Here is an 18,587-nt window from a genome sequence, read left to right as displayed (position 1 = left end):
GCGTCCCGGGCCCGGGCGGCCGCCTCCGCCCCGGCACCCGCCCGCGCCGAGCCCGCCGCCGCCCCGGTCGCGGGCAAGTCCCTCGCTCCGGCTCCCGGCAGCTCCGATCTGCCGGGCGTTCCGGAGGTCGGGGTGTTCAAGGAGGAGCGGGACCTGCTCGACTTCGGGCGGATCACGGGGATGCGGGTGGCGTCGGTCGCGACGCCGGTCGCCGCGGTGGGGCGGCTGCCCCGGCGGAAGAACGTCATCGGGACGGAGACGACCGGCTCGATCCCGGTCCACCTGCTGTTCCGGGACGGCGGCGGCGCGGCGGGGCCCGTGGCGGCGGGCGCCGACGACGGCGGGCCCGACACGGTCGCGATGGCCCCGCCGGCCGGGCGGAAGGCGCGGGCCGTCATCCCGAGGCCCGCCGCGCGGCAGCCGCACGCGGCCTCCGCGCGGCCCGCGCCGACGGCCGACCCGGGGCTCGTGGAGCGTCCGGCGGCGGTGCTGCCGGGGTGGGTCGGCGGGGCGGGCGGACTGCTGGCGCTGCTGGGGTGCGCGGCCGTCGTGTGGTGGGCGGGCGCCGTGCCCGACGAGGCCGCGCGGATGCTGCGGCTGCCCCCGCGTCCGTACCACGGCATCCACCTCGCGCAGTGGGCACTGCTGGCGCTCGGCGTCCTCGTGCTGATCTTCGCGGTGGGCGGGCTGGGCCGGGGCAGGGTCGGGTACGCCTGGGTGCTAACGCTGTTCGGCGAGTACCGCGGCACCGTCCGTCGTACCGGTCTGGTCTGGGCGAGCCCGCTGCTGCTGCGCCGCCGGGTGGACGTCCGGCTGCGGCACTGGCGCAGCGAGCCGCTGCCCGCGGTGGACGCGAAGGGGACCGCGCTGGACGTGACGGTGCTCGTGGTGTGGCGGGTCCGGGACACGGTCCGGGCGGCGCTGGGCGTGGACGGTCACGAGGACTACCTGCGCGAGCAGGTGGAGGCGGCGATGGCCCGGGTGCTGTCGCAGCTGCCGGCGGACGCGTTCCACGAGGACGCGCCGACGCTCCGGGACGCGGAGGCGGTCGGCGAGGCGCTGACGCGGATGCTGTCGGCGGAGTGCGCGCCGGTCGGCCTGGACGTGTTCTCGGCGCAGCCGACGAGGATCGAGTACGCCCCCGAGGTCGCGGAGGCGATGCGCCGGCGCCGGATCGCGGCGATCGACGCGAAGCACCGGGACAGCGTCCTGACGTCGGTGGTGGACGCGGTGGACGACGTGGTCCACCGGCTGACCAGTCGTGGTCTCGTGGAGCTGGACGACTACGAGCGCAAGGCGCTGGTCAAGGACCTGACGGTGGCGTTCTACACGGGCCGTGGGGGCCCGGGCGAGGGCGCCTGAACCACCTGGGGAACCGGCCGCGGGCAGCTGCCCGGGGCCGGTTCCTTTTGCGTTCCGCCACCCCGCCGTTGGTATGGACATGTTCAACTTCCGTCCCTACCTTGGTACTTGGTCTAGACCTAGAAGCAGAGCAGTTCCCTCCGCACGCGTGCAGCACGGCCCACGGGCATCACAGAACTCCCCCACGTTCTCCCTGGAGCGACAGCATGCGCAAAAAGACAGGGCTGGCCGCCGTGGCGCTCGGCGTCACGGCCGCCTCCCTCTTCGCCACCAGCACCGCGAACAGCCACGGCTACACCGACTCACCGATCAGCCGTCAGAAGCTCTGTGCCAACGGCACCGTGACGAACTGCGGCAACATCCAGTGGGAGCCGCAGTCCGTCGAAGGGCTCAAGGGCTTCCCGGGCGCCGGACCCGCCGACGGCACCATCTGCGCCGGCGGCAACTCCCAGTTCGCCCAGCTGGACGACCCGCGCGGCGGCGCCTGGCCGGCGACCAGGGTCACGGCGGGCCAGAGCTACACCTTCCGCTGGCAGTTCACGGCCCGCCACCGCACCACGGACTTCCGGTACTACATCACCAAGAACGGCTGGAACCCGAACAGCAAGCTCACCCGGTCCCAGCTCGACCCCCAGCCGTTCCTCACCGTCCCGTACAACAACCAGCAGCCGCCGTCGACGCTCTCGCACTCCGGGACCATCCCGGCGGGCAAGACGGGCAAGCACCTGATCCTGGCGGTGTGGACGGTCGCGGACACCGCGAACGCCTTCTACGCCTGCTCGGACGTTCAGTTCTGACGTAGCGTCAGCTACAGTCCGGGGCCATGACGGCCACGACACGGGCAGGCGCGGACACCGTCGCGGAGCTGATACGGCGCCGCTGGGGCGACCACCGGACCGGGCTGAGGGACGAGCACCACACCCTCAGCCACCACCGGGCCGCCGCGGCCGCCGCCGCCCGGGCCGCCCTGCTCGTGGACCTCATGCCACCCCGGCCGGGGGGCGAGCCGCACCTCGGCCTGCTGCTCGACAACACGCCGGAGTACCCGCTCTGGCTCGGCGCGGCGGCCCTCGCGGGGGCCGCCGTCGCCGGCATCAACCCCACCCGGCGCGGCGCCGAGCTGGCCCGCGACATCACCCACACCGCCTGCCGGGTCCTCGTCACCCAGCGCGCCCACCTGCCGCTCCTCGACGGCCTGCCGCTGCCCGGCGTCCGCCTCCTGGTCACCGACACCGAGGCGTACCGGGACCTGCTCGCGCCCTACGCGGACGCCCGCCCCGGCGACGCCGCCCTCGGCCCCGTCGGGCCCGGCACCCGCTACCTCCTCACCTTCACCTCCGGCTCCACCGGCGCGCCCAAGGCCGCGCTCCGCAGCCAGGGCGCGGTCGCGTCGGCCGGCGCCGCCCTGGCCCGCGCCTTCGCCACCGGCCCGGACGACACCCACTACGTCTGCATGCCGATGTTCCACGGCAACGCCGTCATCGCCGACTGGGCGCCCGCCCTCGCCGCCGGCGCCGGGATCGCGCTGCGGGCCCGCTTCTCCGCCTCCCGCTTCCTCTCCGACGTCCGCCGCTTCGACGCCACCTACTTCACCTATGTCGGCCGGGCCGTCCAGTACCTCCTCGCCACCCCGCCCGGCCCGCACGACCGCGACCACCGGCTCCGCCTCGGCTTCGGCACCGAGGCCGGCGCGGTGGACGCGGCCCGCTTCCGCGAGCGCTTCGGGGTGCCGCTGGTCGAGGGGTACGGCTCCTCCGAGGGCGGCGCGTCGGTCCAGCGCACCCCCGACACCCCGCCCGGCGCGATCGGCCGCGCCGCGCACGGCGACGACCTGGCCGTCGTCGACCCCGGGACCCTGCGCGAGTGCCCGCCGGCCCGCTTCTCGCCGGCCGGCCGGCTCCTCAACGCCGACGAGGCCATCGGCGAGCTGGTCAACCGCGGCGGCACCGGCACCTTCGAGGGCTACTGGCGCAACCCCGGCGCCGAGGAGGCCCGCCGCCGGGGCGGCTGGTACTGGACCGGCGACCTCTTCTACCGGGACGCGTCCGGCTTCCTCTACTTCGCCGGCCGCACCGACGACCGCCTCCGCGTCGACAGCGAGAACCTCGCCGCCGCCATGATCGAGGCGATCCTCGCCCGCTGGGACCGGGCCGCGGGCGTCGCCGTCTACGCGGTCCCCGACCCGGTGGCGGGCGACCAGGTCATGGCCGCGGTCGCCCTCCACCCGGGCGCGGCGTTCGACCCGGCGGCCTTCGCCGCCTTCCTCGCCGCCCAGCCCGACCTCGGCACCAAGATGCCCCCGCGCTTCGTCCGGGTGGCCCCCGCCCTCCCGCTCACCGCCACCAACAAGATCCACCGCGTGGCGCTCCGCCGCGCCTCCTTCCTCTGCGACGACCCCGTCTGGTGGCGCCCCGGGCCCGGAGCCCCGTACGAGCCCCTCACCGAACCCGCCCGCGCCGCGCTCCGCGCCGAGTACGCCCGGCACGGCCGCGACCCCGGCGGGCACCCCGGAGGGTAGGGCCGGCCCTACCCCCGCACGCCCTCCCGCCCCATGGCCCGCCCCCGCCGGGCGCGCCTACGGTGGGCGGTCATGGAAGCACGTGACGTCCGGCAGGCCCTGGTCCTGCAGCGGTGGCGGTACCCCCTCGGCGGCTGGCCGTGGCGGTCCGCCGGCTATCTGGCGAGCGGGGTCGTCGTCGGCGCCCTCGCCTGCGCCGCCCTCCTGGTGCTGCTGCTCGCCTCCCTCCTCCTCGTCGGGATCCCGCTGCTGCTCCTGGGCGGGGTCGCGCTCGGCGGGGCCGAACGGCTGCGGCTGCGGCTGGTGGACCGGCTGCCCGCCGCCGACCCGCACCGGGTGCCCGCCGCGCCCGGTCTCGGGGCCTGGGCGCGGCTGCGCGCGGGGGAGCGGGCGACCTGGCGGGAGCTGGCGGACGCCCTCCTGCTCGCCACCGTGCTGTGGCCGCTCGACGCGGTCGCGCTCGCCCTCGCCGTCGGCGCGCCCGGCACCCTGCTGGCCGCCCCGGTGCTGCTGGCCGCCGACGGGCACGAGACCAAGCTGCTCAAGACGGTGCTGGTCACCACCTACCCCGCCGCCTTCGCCGCGGCCGCCGTCGGCGCGCTGGCGCTGCTCGCCCTCGCCTGGCCCCTCGGGCTGTACGCCGCCGGGCGCGGCGCGCTCGCCCGGGCGCTGCTCGCACCCGGGGAGCGGGACGGGCTCGGGGAGGTCATCGCCTCCCGGGCCCGGCTCGTGGACGCCTTCGAGGCCGAGCGCCGCAGGATCGAGCGCGATCTCCACGACGGCGCCCAGCACCGGCTCGTCGCGCTCACCATGACCCTCGGCCTGGCCCGGCTCGACGCCCCGCCGGACGGCCCGCTGGCCGTGCGGCTCGGGCAGGCGCAGGAGGAGGCGGGCCAGGTCCTCGCCGAGCTGCGCGAGCTGATCCACGGCATCCATCCGCAGGTCCTCGCCGACTACGGCCTCGGCCCGGCCCTCGCCGACGCCGCCGACCGCACCGCCGTGCCGGTCGACACCGCGCTCGACGGGCTGCCCCGGCTGCCGGCGGCCGTGGAGAGCGCCGCGTACTTCACGGGCCGGGAGGCGCTGGCCAACGTGGACCGGCACAGCGGTGCCTCCCGCGCCCGGCTCACCGGCCGGCACGACGGCCGCGTCCTCGTCCTCACCGTCGAGGACGACGGGCGGGGCGGCGCCGATCCGGCCCGGGGTTCCGGGCTCACCGGACTCGCCGACCGGCTCGCCGTCCTCGATGGCACACTGGCGATCACCAGCCCGCCGGGCGGGCCGACGGTCCTACGAGTGGAGATCCCGTGCCGCGTTCGCTCCGCGTCGTCCTCGCCGAGGACGGTGTCCTCCTCCGTGAGGGACTGATCGGGCTGCTGTCGCGTTTCGGCCACGTGGTGGTGGCCGCGGTCGGGGACGCGGAGGCGCTGCGCGCGGCGGTCGCCGCCCACGACCCGGACGTGGTGCTGACCGACGTGCGGATGCCGCCCGACTTCCGGGACGAGGGGCTGCGGGCCGCCGTCGCGCTGCGCGCCGAGCGCCCCGGCCTGCCGGTCCTGGTCCTCAGCCAGTACGTGCAGCGGGACTACGCCGCCGATCTGCTCGACTCGGGCGACGGCACCGGCGTGGGCTATCTGCTGAAGGACCGGATCGGGCAGGTGGAGGAGTTCGTGGACGCCCTGGCCCGGGTCGCGGCCGGCGGCACGGTCGTCGACCCGGAGGTCGTACGGCAGCTGCTGCGGCGCCGCAGGGACCCGCTGGCCGCGCTGACCCCGCGCGAGCGGGAGGTCCTGGCACTGGTCGCGGAGGGGCACTCCAACGGCGAGGTGGCCCGCCGGCTGGTGGTCACCGAGGCGGCCGTCGGCAAGCACATCGGCAACATCCTGGCCAAGCTGGACCTGCCGCCGGCGGAGGACACCCACCGCCGGGTGCTGGCCGTCCTCGCCTACCTCCAGGCGTGAGCCCGGGCGGCCGGAGGCGCGTCCCGGCACGACGAAAGAGGCCCCTCGCTTCCGCGAGGGGCCTCTTTCGTCTGTGCGCCGCCAGGGACTCGAACCCCGGACCCGCTGATTAAGAGTCAGCTGCTCTAACCAACTGAGCTAGCGGCGCCTGCTGACAGAGAAAATACTACCTGGTCCCGGCGGGTGCTCGTGACCACCACGCCGCCGCCCCGCGCGGGACGCCTCAGATGGCCAGGGACAGCACGACGGGGGCGGCCCGCCGGTTCAGCGTGTCGGCGGCCGAGCGGAGCCGGTGCGCGTGCTCGATGGGGAGCGAGAGCGCCAGGCAGCCCACGGAGGAGCCGGCCGTCAGCGGCACCGCGGCGCAGACCGTGCCGACCGCGTACTCCTGGAGGTCGAGGACCGGGACGGTGGGCGGCTGGCTGTCCAGCTTGGAGAAGAGCACCTTCTCGTTGGTGATCGTCCGGGAGGTCAGCCGGGCGATCTTGTGCCGGGAGAGGTGGTCGCGCCGCCCGTCGTGGTCGAGCTGGGTGAGCAGGCACTTGCCGACCGCGCTGGCGTGGGCCGCGGAGCGGAAGTCCACCCACTCGTTGACCTTGGGCGTGCGCGGGCCGTCGGCGAACTGGGTGATCTTCACCTCGCCGTCGATGTACCGGCTGATGTAGACGGCGGCGCCCACGGAGTCGCGCAGCTCGGTGAGGGTCTCCTGGAGCTTGGCCTCCAGGGCCTCCCGGCGGGTCGAGCCGGAGCCGAGCAGCACCAGCGAGTCCCCGATGACGTACGCCCCGTCGGAGACCTGCTCGACGTACCCCTCGCGCCGGAGCATGAGGAGCAGCGACGACAGGTGGTGGACGGGCAGTCCGGCTTCCCGTGCGATCTGGACGTCCGACACCCCACCGCCGTGCCGCGAGACCGTCTCCAGGACGCGCAGGGCGTACTGCACCGAGTGGAACGGCGCGGTGGGCTCGGGCTTCAGCACGGTTTCCCCCTACCAGGTTGTGACCGCAAGCTTCCGTACCACGATAGCCGCCAAGGGGCCTTTACGGGGCGGCTGTTGGCGAGATTCATGCGGAGGGGAGGGGCCCTGTCCTGGGCCGCGCCACCCTGGCATATGACATGGGCATGAACGAACGGAAGAGTCGGAGGTCAGGGAGGTGCGGACCCCCGCTCGCGCAGGCGTTCGGCTCCGGGGCGCGGGAGGATTCGTTCCGGGGAAGCGGACCCGGACGCGACCGCTCCGGTGGCCGGAATGTGACCCCCGCCACCCGGATCGCGCCCTTCGCCCCGAAATCGGGTGCGATGGAATAAGCGTCCCCGCAGCCCTGTTGCCGCTCCGACGGACATGTCCCCATGGAGGAAGGACCGGACGGTGAGCGAGACCGGCACCCAGGCAGACGCAGGCACGGCGGGCGACCCCATACGCGGGCGGGCCCTGGGCACCGCGCCCGTGCCCCTCTCCGTGCTCGACCTGGTGACCGTGGGCAGCGGCTCCACCGCGAGCCGGGCGCTCGCCACCAGCGTGGAGCTGAGCCGGCTCGCCGAGCGGCGCGGCTACCACCGGCACTGGGTGGCCGAGCACCACTCGATGCCCGGGGTCGCCTCCTCCTCCCCGGCCGTGATCCTCGCCCACCTCGCGGCCCACACCCGCCGCATCCGCCTCGGCTCCGGCGGCGTGATGCTCCCCAACCACGCCCCGCTGGTGATCGCCGAGCAGTTCGGCACCCTGGAGGCGCTCGCCCCGGGCCGCGTCGACCTCGGCCTCGGCCGCGCCCCCGGCACCGACGGCGCCACCGCCGCCGCCCTGCGCCGCACCGACACGCTGAACGAGGGCGCCGACGACTTTCCCGAGCAGCTCTCCGAGCTGACCCGGTTCCTGGACGACGACTTCCCGGCCGGGCACCCGTACGCCCGGATCCACGCCGTGCCCGGCCCCGTGCAGGGTCCGAAGGGGCGGCCGCCGGTCTGGCTGCTCGGCTCCTCCGGCTTCAGCGCCCGGCTGGCCGGCCTCCTGGGCCTGCCCTTCGCCTTCGCCCACCACTTCTCGGCCCGCAACACGATCCCCGCGCTCGACCTCTACCGGCAGTCCTTCCGCCCCTCCGCGGTCCTGGACGAGCCCTACGCGCTGATCGGTGTCGGCGCCCTCGCCGCCGACGACGAGAAGGAGGCGTACCGCCAGGTGCTCACGGGCGCGCTGTCGATGCTGCGGCTGCGCACCGGCCGGCCCGGGCTCATCCCGACGCCCGAGGAGGCGGAGACGTACGCCTTCTCCCCGGCGGAGCGGGAGTTCGCCGACGGCTGGCTGGCGAACGTCGTGCACGGCACCCCGGACGCGGTCCGCTCGGGCCTCGACGAACTGCGGAAGCGGACCGGCGCGGACGAGCTGATGATCACCGCCAACGCGCACGGCGGGGAGGCCCGGCTGCGGAGCTACGAACTGATCGCGGACGCCTACGGCCTGCCGGTCCTCGATCCCGCGCGGGGCTGAATCCGGGATTCCGTACGGCGGTTGGTTCATCGTCGAACCAACCCGCCGGCTTCCCTAAAGAAACCTTAAACCGCTCGTCACCGATGGTGGCGGGCGGTTCCGTTTTGTGCTGCACGCCTCTGACGAGGGGTTTCTCCGTCGAATTGGTCTAGTCCTCAATCTGGTTCAGACCATTGACGCGCCGTTCACACGGGGGCTATCACTTCCTCAACTCCTGTACGGCACCACCAGTACCCCCCATCGGAGGACGCTCGTGCACCCCCGTAAGTCATTGATCGCCGCGCTGCTCAGCTCGGCCCTCGCCGCCGGCGCCCTCGCCGCGACCGCGGGCCTCGGCTCCGCCCAGGCCGCCGACGCCTCGACCACCGCCTCCGCCGGTGGCGTGCGCATCGCGTACTACGACCAGTGGAGCGTGTACGGCAACGCGTTCTACCCCAAGCACCTCGACACGCGGGGCATCGCGAGCCAGCTCGACATCATCAACTACTCGTTCGGCAACATCCACCCGACGAACCTCACGTGTTTCATGGCCAACAAGGCCGCGGGTGACGACAACAACCCGAACGCGGGCGACGGTGCCGGCGACTCCTACGCCGACTACCAGAAGTCCTTCTCCGCGGCCGACTCCGTCGACGGCGTCGCCGACAAGTGGGACCAGCCGATCGTGGGCGTCTTCAACCAGTTCAAGGAGCTGAAGGCGAAGTACCCCCACCTGAAGATCAACATCTCGCTGGGCGGCTGGACCTACTCCAAGTACTTCAGCGACGCGGCCAAGACGGACGCGAGCCGCAAGAAGCTCGTCTCCTCCTGCATCGACCAGTACCTCAAGGGCAACCTGCCCGTCGAGGGCGGCTTCGGCGGCGCCGGCACGGCGGCCGGCATCTTCGACGGCATCGACATCGACTGGGAGTACCCCGGCTCCTCCGGCGGTCACCTGGGCAACCACTACGCCCCCGAGGACAAGCAGAACTTCACGCTGCTCCTCGCCGAGTTCCGCAAGCAGCTCGACGAGTACGGCGCGGCCAACGGCGGCAAGAAGTACATGCTGACCGCCGCCATGCCGGCCGGCCAGGACAAGATCAAGTACATCGAGACCGACAAGATCGGCCAGTACTTGGACTACGCCAACATCATGACGTACGACATGCACGGCGCCTGGGACGGCGACGGGCCGACGTACCACCAGTCGCCGCTCTACTCCGGCGCGAACGACCCGACCGACCCGATCGCCCCGGGCACCGAGAAGTACTCGATCGACAACGCGATCGACTCCTGGATCGACGGCAAGCCCGCCTACGGCATCGCCGGCGGCTTCCCCGCCAACAAGCTGACGCTGGGCTACGAGTTCTACTACCGCGGCTGGAAGGGCGTGCCCGCCGGCACCACCAACGGCCTCGCGCAGACCGCGACCGGTGGCTCGAACGTCCGCCCGCTCTCCCAGCAGGCCGGCATCGCCCACTACAAGGAGCTCGGCGGCATCGTCGACAACGCGGCGACCACCTTCTGGGACGACCAGGCCAAGTCCTCGTACTTCTACAAGGACGGCGAGTTCTTCACCGGCCTCAACCAGAAGTCCATCCAGGAGCGCGTGAACTATGGCAAGCAGCGCGGTCTCGGCGGCGCGATGATGTACTCGCTCCTCGGCCTGGACAACAACGCGACCCTGCTGACCCAGATCAACACCGCGCTCGGCGGCACCACCGTCCCGCCGACCACGCCGCCCACCACCACCCCGCCGACCACCCCGCCCACGACCCCGCCGACCACCCCGCCCACCACGCCTCCGACCACGCCGCCCGCCGGCTGTGGCACGGTCCCGGCGTACGTGGCCGGCCAGGTCTACAACGCGGGCAACGAGGTCTCCCACAACGGCCGCAAGTACAAGGCCAAGTGGTGGACCCAGAACGAGGTGCCCGGCACCACCGGTGAGTGGGGTGTCTGGCAGGACCTCGGCGCCTGCTGAGTCCTGACCCCCCGCACCACCGCATGAACCGCTGCCCCCGCCCGGAATGTCCCTCCGGCCGGGGGCAGTTCCATGCCCGCGCGTCCTCCCGCGGACTCAGACCCGCAGCGGGGCCGTGCCCTCGATCATCGCGGCGATCCGGTCCGGGGCCACCGGCCGCGAGTACAGCCAGCCCTGCCCGGTGTCGCAGCCGATCCGCCGCAGCCGCGCCGCCTGCCCGGCGGTCTCCACGCACTCGGCGGTCACCGTGAGGCCGAGCCGGTGCGCCAGCTGCACCAGCGCCTCCACGATCAGCTCGTCCGCCGGGTTGGCGTGCTCCTCGTCCTGGAAGCCGCGGACGAAGGAGCCGTCCAGCTTGAGGACGGAGACCGGCAGCCGGCTCAGATAGGCCAGGTTCGAATAGCCGGTGCCGAAGTCGTCGATCGCGATCCGCACGCCCATGTCGCTGAGCGCCTGGAGCGCCTGGAGCGGGCGCCCCGCCGAGCCCATCACCGCGGACTCGGTCAGCTCCAGCTGGAGCAGGTGCGGGGCGAGCCCGGTCTCGGCGAGGATCCCCGCCACGTCCGCCACGAGGTCGGAGTCCCAGACCTGGCGGACCGCCACGTTGACGCTCACGAAGAGCGGCCGCTCGCGCGGATGGTCCTTCTGCCACTGCCGGGCCTGCTCGCAGGCGGTGCGCAGCACCCACCGGCCGAGCTCGACGATCGAGCCGTCCTCCTCGGCGATCCCGACGAACCGATTCGGCGCCAGCACCCCGAACTGCGGGTGGTTCCACCGCACCAGCGCCTCCACCCCGCGCACCGCGCCGCCCGCCAGATCGACCAGCGGCTGGTACTCCAGGCCGAACTCCCCGCGCTCCACGGCGGGGCGGAGGGTGGAGGAGAGCGACTGGCGCGTCATCCGGTGCGCGTTGCGCTCGGGGTCGAAGAGCGTCCAGCGGCCCTTGCCGTCGGCCTTGGCCCAGTACAGCGTGGTGTCGGCGGCCTGCATCAGCCCGGTGGCGGTGGTGCCGACGGCGGTCCGCTCGACGACGCCGATCGAGGCCGAGACCGAGAGCCGCTGCCCGCCGAGGTCGAAGGGCCGCTCCAGGGCGGCGAGCACCGAGCGGGCCAGGTCGGCGAGTTGCTCCGTCCCGGTCGACTCCTCGACGAGGACGGCGAACTCGTCACCGCCGAGCCGGGCCACCAGATGGCCCCCGCTGCGGGTGTAGCCGGCGCTGTCGGCGCACTCGGTGAGCCGCCCGGCGACGGCGGCGAGCAGCCGGTCGCCGACCCGGTGCCCGAGCGTGTCGTTGACCGCCTTGAAGCCGTCGAGGTCCAGGTAGCAGAGCCCGATCCGCCCTGTTCTGCCATGGCCGTGCGATTGATAGGACAGGTACGACCGGGGCGAGCGGTACGGCTCCGGCGCACCGGCCGGCTCGGTCGGGCCGTCCGCGCCGGTGGCAGCCTCGGCGCTCTCCGCCGCCGCCGTCTCCAGGGCGGCCGAGAGGCGCTCGAAGAAGAGCGCCCGGTTGGGCAGCCGGGTCACCGGGTCGTGCATCTGGAGGTGGCGCAGCCGGGCCTGGAGCTCGCGCCGGTCGCTGATGTCGGCGACGGACAGGAGGACCCGGCCGGTGTCGGGGACCGGGGCGACGGTGACCTCGGCCCACAGCTTGCGGCCGTCGGGGTGCTTGAGCCGGCGGGTGCAGCGGAAGCGGGAGCGGCGGCCGCGCAGCACCTCGCGGTAGGCGTGCCAGGTGCGTCCGTCGGCGGCGAGGTCCACGAGGTCGGCGGCGGCCTGCTCGCGCAGGGCGGCGCCGTCGGTGCCGAGGAGGGCGCCGAGCGAGTCGTTGGCGGCGACGACCAGGCCGTCCCGGTCCACGAGGGCCATGGCGAGCCGGGAGACGCGGAAGGCGGCCCGGTAGTCGCGGAGTTCACGCTCCGTGAGTGCCGGGCGGGCCGGCGGGATGCCGGGCGGTTCTGGGTGTACCGGTCCTTCGGGGGTTCCGCTCACCGCTCGCTCCCGTGGTGCAGGGGGGCCGTTCACATGTGGTCGGGATGGTCGGCCTGGGACAAGTGTGCCGATCATAGAGCCAGCCGGGGGGCCGTTCCAGCTCCGGGGCGGGCGGCCGGGGGCCCGGAGGGTGTGAGGCCGGCCACCGGGCGCCGCCTCCGCGACCGAATCCGTCCGGGTCTGACGCACGGCGCCACTCGGATGACCGAATGTGACTTTCCGTGAGCTGAAGTCCGCCCGTCTCGCGTCCACCCCGCGCCGCGCTCTCACCCGACCGGGGCAGCGGAAATATGCGAAACGCCGCGAACCATCACAAGGTGGTGGAGGTGTCCCGCACTCGCGAACCGGAGGTCCACGTGGAGGGTCAGCAGCCACCCGGGGGAGTGGAGCGCTCCCGGCTGCGCGCCGGAGCCGCCTCGTTCACGGCGCTCGCCGCGCTGGCGGCCACCGGCCTGGTCGCCGGGCCCGCCGTGGCCGCGCCCTCGGCCGGCCCCTGCGCCCTGCCCCGCACCGCCGCGCACCACTCGCTCGGCCTCTCCAGCTGGAACGACTCCTATCCGCGGCCCGACCGCTCGCTCGACGCGGTCATGATCTTCCTGTCGTTCCCGGACGCCGAGCCGCTGACCCGCCCGGACGAGCTGACCGCCGACCACTTCCCCGCCACCACCGAGTTCTTCCAGCGGGCCTCCTACGGGCGCTTCACGCTGCGCCCGCACCCCCGGGCCGACTGGACGCCGATGCCCCGCCCGTCGACGGACTACGACATACGGCGGGACTGGGACGCCGGGAAGCGGGCCGCCTACCTGCGGGACGCGGTCGCCGCCGCCGACGACGCCGTGGACTTCTCCCGGTACGACATCGTCTACCTGGTGGCCGATCCGGACGCCCCCGGCGTCGACTCGGACGCCACCAAGGTGGTGAACCTGGACCGCCCGCTGGAGGCCGACGGCACGAAGATCCGGCGGGTCGTCACGGTCTTCGAGCGGCACCCGCCGGACCGGAACGTCCTCGCCCACGAGACCGGCCACGTCTTCGACCTGCCCGACCTCTACCGCCGGCCCGCCGACGGCAAGGGCGACTGGGACACCCACGTGGGCGACTGGGACGTCATGGGCAGCCAGTTCGGGCTGGCCCCCGACCCCTTCGGCTGGCACAAGTGGAAGCTGGGCTGGCTCGACCGCTCCCAGGTGACCTGTGTCCAGGGCGGCGAGCCCCGGGTGGTCGGCCTGGAGCCGGTCTCCGCCGCCCCGGCGACCCCCACCGCGCGCGGCACCCGGCTCGCCGTGGTCCGCACCGGCCCGGACAGCGTCCTCGCGGTCGAGGCCCGCGCCGCCACCGGCAACGACGCCGACACCTGCACCGAGGGCGTCCTCGTCTACCGGGTCAGGGCCGGCGCGGCCTCCGGCGACGGCCCGGTCGAGGTCGTCGACGCCCATCCGGACACCGAGGCGTGCTGGGAGCGCTCGGTCTACCCGCCGCTCGCGGACGCCCCCATGGAGGTCGGCGAGACGCTCACGGTGCCCGGCACGGGCGTCCGGGTCGAGGTCGCCGACCGCAGCGAGGCCGGCATCTGGACGGTGAAGATCATCCCGCCCGGCGCGGAGTGAGCACCCGGTGCGGAGACGACAAGAAAGCCCCTCGCTCTCGCGAGGGGCTTTCTCTGTCGGTGCGCCGCCAGGGACTCGAACCCCGGACCCGCTGATTAAGAGTCAGCTGCTCTAACCAACTGAGCTAGCGGCGCCTGCTGACGTCGTAGACATTAGCACCCTCACCGGCGGGAGCGAAAATCGATACCCGCACGTCGGCGGCGGAAACCATCCGGACGGCTCGCACGCAGGCCCAGAGCATCACCTCGGGCCCCGGCAGCCACGGGTTCCGGGTGTCCGGGGCGACCAGCCAGCGCGGCCGGGAGGACTCCTGCCCGGCCGGCACCAGCGGCGGCACCGTCACGGCGTCGCCCGCCCCGTGGCAGAGCGGCCGGGGCACGGACTCGCCCCACTCCTCCCAGTCGAGCAGCGCGGGCAGCCGCTGGGCCGTGCCCGGGGCGGCGAAGAGCAGCATCCGGCCCCGGTGCGCGGCCACCGGCCCCGAGCCCGGGCCCTCCTCCCACAGCCGGTCCAGCATCCGCCGCCCGAAGACCGGGTCCACGTTGACCACGTCGAAGGCCGTCCCGCACGGCAGCACCGCCGGCGACTCCGGCCGCGCCTCCCAGCGCGCGAGCGCCGTCCCGAGGTCCCCGCTCGCCGCCGAGGCCAGCCAGGCGGCGCCGTCCGCGGTCACCCGGGCGGTCTGGTGCCGGTCCTCGTCACCCGTCCGCAGGAAGCGGAAGACGTCGTACGGGGTGGTCTCGTCGCGCAGCCAGGTCGTCGTCGTCATGGAGAAAGGTCTACCGCCCGTGACGAAGCGAACGCCGAGAGTTCCGCGAAACGCGGACGCGGCCGCACCCGGGGGAGTATCGTGCGCCCCGCATATGCCGAACGCCTGTTCCGCCGGGGCCGCCGGGTCACTCCTCCGGCGGACGCCCCCCGGTGCGGATCAGGTCCCGCCCGAACTCGATCATCTTCCGGGCGTAGTCCTCGGTCCACGCGGCCCGCTCCGCCACGTCCGCCGCCGTCAGCCGGTCGAACCGCTTCGGATCGGCGAGCTGCGCCGCCGCCACGGCCTGGAACTCGACCGCCCGGTCCGTCGCGGCCCGGAACGCCAGGGTCAGCTCGGTCGCCCGGGCCAGCAGCTCCCGCGGGTCCTCGATCGACTCCAGGTCGAAGAAGTGCTCCGGATCGGCGGTCGCCTCGGCAGGCTCGAAGATCAGGGGCGCCGGCCGCAGCCGCCGCTGTCCGCTCCGCTCCGGGGGTTCCGCCATCGTTCCGCTCCTCCTAGCCCGCACACGGTCCGGAATGCCGGACCACCCCCCATTCTCCCGCGCCCCGCAAGACCGCCTCCGCCGGCCGCCACGCCCGCGGCCACCCACCGCTCGGGTCCGGTGGGTCAAGGTGCCCAGGTCACCCGGTGCTCGGCCAGGTGGGACAGGACCGCGTGGTTCGCCTCCCAGCCGTCCGGGGCTGTGTCCCGTGGCCGCCTGCGGCGGCGTGCCGGACTCCGTCCGGCTGGTCGGGTCCGGTGGGTCAGGGTGTCCAGGTCACCCGGTGCTCCGTCAGGTGGGACAGGACCGCGTGGTTGGCCTCCCAGCCGTCCGGGGCTGTGTCCCGTGGCCGCCTGCGGCGGCGTGCCGGACTCCGTCCGGCTGGTCGGGTCCGGTGGGTCAGGGTGTCCAGGTCACCCGGTGCTCCGTCAGGTGCGACAGGACCGCGTGGTTGGCCTCCCAGCCGTCCGGGAACTTCACGGTGACGCCCAGCTGGACGGGTTCCGTGGAGGGGTGTTCGTCGAGGAGGTCGGTGACGCCGGCGCGGCAGACGACGACGCAGGCGTGGCGGTGGCGGGAGGCCAGGACGCAGAGGCGGCCGGTCTCCAGGTGGAAGGCGGTGGCGTCGGGGCGGCCCGACAGGGGGTGGAGGACGACGGTGACGTCGTACTCGCGGCCCTGGAGGCGGTTGGCCGTGTCGACCGTCACGCCCGACACGCCGAGCGCCGTCAGGGCCGCGCGGACCGCCGCCGCCTGGTCGCGGTGGGCGGTGCCGACCGCGATCCGGTCGGCGGTCAGCGGCACCGGGGTGTCGGACCGCTCGCTGACCGCCGCGCCGCCCCGGTCCAGCAGGCGCCGGACGACCAGGGCGACCGCGTGCACGGCCTCCGGGTCGGTGCGCGGGGTGGGCCGGGCGGGCAGTTCCAGCAGGCCCCAGCCGGACTCGGCGGCCTCGTCCAGGACCCGGTCCGGCGCGGAACCGTCGGAGGCGACGCCGAAGGCGAGCCGCCGGTCGCCGGGGCCGGTGCCCGAACGGAACGGCGTGTACGGGTAGAACGCGTCGGACACCAGCGGCGCCGCCGACGCGGGCAGCCGCCACGAGACCGGCAGCCGGTGCTGCGGCAGCTCCGGGTTGTGCGCCAGCAGCGTCGAGACCGCCGAGGCCGAGGGGTCGTACGACAGCCCCGCCCACTGGTCCGCGCCCACCACCGAGAAGGGGTCCAGCTGCCCGGGGTCGCCCACGAACAGCGCCCGTTCGAAGAGCCCCGCCACGGCCAGCAGCGCGTCCGAGCGCATCTGGTACGCCTCGTCCACGATCGCGTGCGCCCACGGCTCCACGTTCTTCACGTGCGCCCACTTGGCGGCCGTCGAGACCACCACCGGCAGCCCGGCCAGGTCGCCCGCCTTCGCCGACTTCCGTACCTGTTCCAGCGCGTCGAGCGCCTTGTCGTACGGGTCGCTGTCGCTGGAGTGCAGCCGGCCCACCTCCAGCTCGGGCTCCTTCTCGGCGAGCCGCAGCACCAGGTCGTCGACCTGCGCGTTCGTCTGCGCGACCACCATCAAGGGGCGGCCGGCGGCGGCCAGTTCGAGTGCGGCCCGGACCACCAGCGTGGACTTCCCGGCGCCGGGCGGCGAGTCGACGACGACGCCGCGGGAGGTGCCGTGCAGGGTGTCGGCCAGGATCGCGGCGGTCGCCGCCGCGGCGGCCGCGCCGGGGTCGGGCACGGCGGGGTCGTACAGGGTCACAGCAGGTCCTCGGGGGTCACGGCGTCGGGAAGCTCGGCGTCGGCGGAGCGCGGCGGCCCGCCGTGGGTCCACGGCGTCTCCTCGGGGTCGGGCAGCTTCGGCCCCACCCGCGCGTCGTGCTCGAAGAGGGTCCAGGAGATCCGCTCGCCCTTCTCCGGCACCGTCCCCTCCGCGGGCTCCTTCGACCGGCCCATCCGGTCGAGCAGCCGCAGCACCAGCGAGCCGTCCTCCTCGCGGCGCGCGAACTCCGCCGACTGCGGCTTGCCGCCCAGCGAGCGGTACACCTTCACGCCCGCGTCCAGGTGCGGCCGGTCCTCGGTGCGGACCGTGAGCAGCGGGCGCGGCGCGGGCCGCTTCGACTCCGTCCACGCCATGGTCACCTCGGTCACCTCCGCGGCGAACGCCTCGCCGGACAGCCGCCGCCCCGCCAGCACCAGCGGGTCGTCCAGCGCCTCCTGGGCGTCCAGCTGTCCCTGCGCCTGCTCGCGCGCGGCGAGCTTGGCGGCGGCGGTCACGGCGTCGTCGCGGCGCGGCTGCGGCGGCTCCCCGGCGGTGATCCGGTCCCGGTGCGCGGTGAAGGACCAGCGGTCCCGGGTCCACCGGTCGGGGACCCGCGCGCCCTCGGGCAGCTGCCGCAGCAGGCCCAGCGCCCGCCAGGTCGCGTCCCAGGTGGGGCGCAGCTGCGAGAGGACCAGCCGGCGGACCTCCCGCTCGGCGCGGTGCAGCGCGGCGAGGGCGGCGTCGGCCGTCTCGCCGTCCTCGGCGGCGCCGACCGCCTGCCGGGCCCGGTCGTACGCCTCGATCGCCGGCGCCAGGAGCTGGTTGTCGAAGGCCGGGTCGGTCGCGGGCCCGGCGGGCGGGCACAGCAGCTGCCCCTGAGGGTCCCGGCCCAGTTCGGCCCGGTGGGCGCCCTCGGCGCCCGGCTCGTCGTCGTACGGGTCGATCCAGGCGAGCAGCGCCCCCAGGTGCTGGTCCTCCAGGGAGGACTGGCCGGTCGCCCAGTGGCGGTTCAGCAGGTCGGTCGCCGCGAGCAGCAGCGAGGAGCCCGGCACCCGGGCCCGCTCCCCGTAGTGGGTCAGCCAGCGGCCGAGCAGCGGCACGCGCGGCGGCGCCGGGTAGGGCGTGTCCGGGTCCTGTTCGGCGGTGCGCCGGAAGCGCGTCGACCGCCCCAGGAGCCGTACGTACTCGATCCCGGCCCGGCTCGGCACGATCAGCTGCGGCGCGTCGGCGCACAGCTCGACCTCGACCTTCGTCTTCTTCCCGGTCTCCGGATCCGTCTCGTTCCGCTCCACGAGCTCGACGGCGTCCGCGTACCCGTCGACGTACGGCAGCACCTCCTCGGCCAGCTCGGCGAGGAACGCGAACCGCAGCTCCCGGTCCCGCGGCTGCGGCACCACGAGGAGCCGCGGTTCGTCCGGGTCGGTGCCGACGAGCGCCCCGAGCGGGGCGCCCGCCTCACCGGCGGTGGTCAGCGGCACGAGGACGAGCGGCCGCCCGCCGAGGTGCCGGTGCCGGACGGTCGCCAGGGGCTGAGCCCGGCCCGTCTCCACGGCCTCCATCCGGGCCAGGTGCGCGATCAGCGACATGCGGCGGCCTCCGCTCCGGCCAGCGCCTCCTGCCGCAGGGCCCACGCCCTGCGCAGCGCCGCGACCGCCGTGTCCTCCAGGGCGCCGCCGGCCGGGCCGTCGGCGTCGCCGGAG

The 18,587-nt window shown here is 74.5% G+C and carries 14 protein-coding genes and 2 tRNA genes; 8 read left to right on the top strand and 8 right to left on the bottom strand.

Annotated elements, in window-relative coordinates; all coding sequences use genetic code 11:
- From IE321_RS36170 to IE321_RS36150, 5 genes are all read left to right on the top strand, one after another.
- The coding region (locus IE321_RS36170; protein ID WP_190226034.1) for an SPFH domain-containing protein at positions 1-1,362 on the top strand (1,362 nt) is incomplete at its 5' end.
- 206 nt (positions 1,363-1,568) lie between these two features.
- Entirely contained in the window at positions 1,569-2,159 is a 591-nt protein-coding gene (locus IE321_RS36165; RefSeq protein WP_190226033.1) for a lytic polysaccharide monooxygenase auxiliary activity family 9 protein, read from the top strand.
- Between the two features lie 26 nt (positions 2,160-2,185).
- Positions 2,186-3,880, top strand: a complete 1,695-nt coding sequence (locus tag IE321_RS36160) for an AMP-binding protein (RefSeq protein ID WP_190226032.1) — start codon at positions 2,186-2,188, stop codon at positions 3,878-3,880.
- A 72-nt stretch (positions 3,881-3,952) separates the two neighbouring features.
- Positions 3,953-5,248 carry a sensor histidine kinase gene (locus IE321_RS36155; protein WP_190226031.1) on the top strand — a complete coding sequence of 432 codons (1,296 nt, stop codon included), beginning with the start codon at positions 3,953-3,955 and terminating at the stop codon, positions 5,246-5,248.
- The gene (locus IE321_RS36150) at positions 5,188-5,841 is read left to right on the top strand and encodes a response regulator (protein ID WP_190226030.1); all 654 of its coding nucleotides are present in this window, start codon (positions 5,188-5,190) and stop codon (positions 5,839-5,841) included. Before IE321_RS36155 ends, IE321_RS36150 begins: the two co-directional genes overlap by 61 nt.
- A gap of 74 nt (positions 5,842-5,915) precedes the next feature.
- On the opposite strand, the gene IE321_RS36145 is transcribed toward IE321_RS36150, so the two are convergent.
- Positions 5,916-5,989 (bottom strand) — tRNA-Lys (locus IE321_RS36145).
- A gap of 75 nt (positions 5,990-6,064) precedes the next feature.
- Positions 6,065-6,817 carry an IclR family transcriptional regulator gene (locus IE321_RS36140; protein ID WP_043229906.1) on the bottom strand — a complete coding sequence of 251 codons (753 nt, stop codon included), beginning with the start codon at positions 6,815-6,817 and terminating at the stop codon, positions 6,065-6,067.
- A 366-nt stretch (positions 6,818-7,183) separates the two neighbouring features.
- Between IE321_RS36140 and IE321_RS36135 the strand changes: the two genes are divergently transcribed.
- Positions 7,184-8,326 (top strand): LLM class flavin-dependent oxidoreductase, encoded by a 1,143-nt coding sequence (locus IE321_RS36135; RefSeq protein ID WP_372470214.1) that lies wholly within the window; start codon positions 7,184-7,186, stop codon positions 8,324-8,326.
- Positions 8,327-8,579: 253 nt separating this feature from the next.
- Positions 8,580-10,289 carry a glycosyl hydrolase family 18 protein gene (locus IE321_RS36130; RefSeq protein WP_190226028.1) on the top strand — a complete coding sequence of 570 codons (1,710 nt, stop codon included), beginning with the start codon at positions 8,580-8,582 and terminating at the stop codon, positions 10,287-10,289.
- Positions 10,290-10,385: 96 nt separating this feature from the next.
- On the opposite strand, the gene IE321_RS36125 is transcribed toward IE321_RS36130, so the two are convergent.
- Entirely contained in the window at positions 10,386-12,281 is a 1,896-nt protein-coding gene (locus IE321_RS36125; protein ID WP_226651617.1) for a putative bifunctional diguanylate cyclase/phosphodiesterase, read from the bottom strand.
- 326 nt (positions 12,282-12,607) lie between these two features.
- Here IE321_RS36125 and IE321_RS36120 point away from each other — a divergent pair, with 326 nt between their 5' ends.
- A complete protein-coding gene (locus IE321_RS36120) occupies positions 12,608-13,888 on the top strand; it encodes a M6 family metalloprotease domain-containing protein (protein ID WP_372470215.1) in 1,281 nt (426 codons plus the stop codon).
- 60 nt (positions 13,889-13,948) lie between these two features.
- Here the strand turns inward: IE321_RS36120 and IE321_RS36115 are convergent.
- The 5 genes from IE321_RS36115 to IE321_RS36095 form a co-directional block, all read right to left on the bottom strand.
- A tRNA-Lys gene (locus IE321_RS36115) sits at positions 13,949-14,022 on the bottom strand.
- Positions 14,013-14,657 carry a hypothetical protein gene (locus IE321_RS36110; protein ID WP_190226026.1) on the bottom strand — a complete coding sequence of 215 codons (645 nt, stop codon included), beginning with the start codon at positions 14,655-14,657 and terminating at the stop codon, positions 14,013-14,015. The genes IE321_RS36115 and IE321_RS36110 overlap by 10 nt, the downstream gene beginning before the upstream one ends.
- A gap of 127 nt (positions 14,658-14,784) precedes the next feature.
- A complete protein-coding gene (locus IE321_RS36105; RefSeq protein WP_043229882.1) occupies positions 14,785-15,141 on the bottom strand; it encodes a DUF8844 domain-containing protein in 357 nt (118 codons plus the stop codon).
- 399 nt (positions 15,142-15,540) lie between these two features.
- Positions 15,541-16,887 carry an AAA domain-containing protein gene (locus IE321_RS36100; RefSeq protein ID WP_190226025.1) on the bottom strand — a complete coding sequence of 449 codons (1,347 nt, stop codon included), beginning with the start codon at positions 16,885-16,887 and terminating at the stop codon, positions 15,541-15,543.
- Positions 16,884-18,473 carry a hypothetical protein gene (locus IE321_RS36095; protein WP_190226024.1) on the bottom strand — a complete coding sequence of 530 codons (1,590 nt, stop codon included), beginning with the start codon at positions 18,471-18,473 and terminating at the stop codon, positions 16,884-16,886. The genes IE321_RS36100 and IE321_RS36095 overlap by 4 nt, the downstream gene beginning before the upstream one ends.
- Positions 18,474-18,587 lie beyond the last annotated feature (114 nt).

Source organism: Streptomyces hydrogenans (assembly GCF_014656075.1).
Taxonomy (GTDB): Bacteria; Actinomycetota; Actinomycetes; order Streptomycetales; family Streptomycetaceae; genus Streptomyces; species Streptomyces hydrogenans.
This window is presented reverse-complemented; position numbering and strand designations above follow the sequence as displayed.

Excerpts from the sequence above, each read along its gene's own strand:
- IE321_RS36105 (WP_043229882.1), bottom strand. The coding sequence starts at position 15,141 with ATGGCGGAACCCCCGGAGCGGAGCGGACAGCGGCGGCTGCGGCCGGCG.
- IE321_RS36110 (WP_190226026.1), bottom strand. The coding sequence starts at position 14,657 with ATGACGACGACGACCTGGCTGCGCGACGAGACCACCCCGTACGACGTC.
- IE321_RS36165 (WP_190226033.1), top strand. The coding sequence starts at position 1,569 with ATGCGCAAAAAGACAGGGCTGGCCGCCGTGGCGCTCGGCGTCACGGCC.
- IE321_RS36095 (WP_190226024.1), bottom strand. The coding sequence starts at position 18,473 with ATGTCGCTGATCGCGCACCTGGCCCGGATGGAGGCCGTGGAGACGGGC.
- IE321_RS36135 (WP_372470214.1), top strand. The coding sequence starts at position 7,184 with ATGTCCCCATGGAGGAAGGACCGGACGGTGAGCGAGACCGGCACCCAG.
- IE321_RS36160 (WP_190226032.1), top strand. The coding sequence starts at position 2,186 with ATGACGGCCACGACACGGGCAGGCGCGGACACCGTCGCGGAGCTGATA.
- IE321_RS36155 (WP_190226031.1), top strand. The coding sequence starts at position 3,953 with ATGGAAGCACGTGACGTCCGGCAGGCCCTGGTCCTGCAGCGGTGGCGG.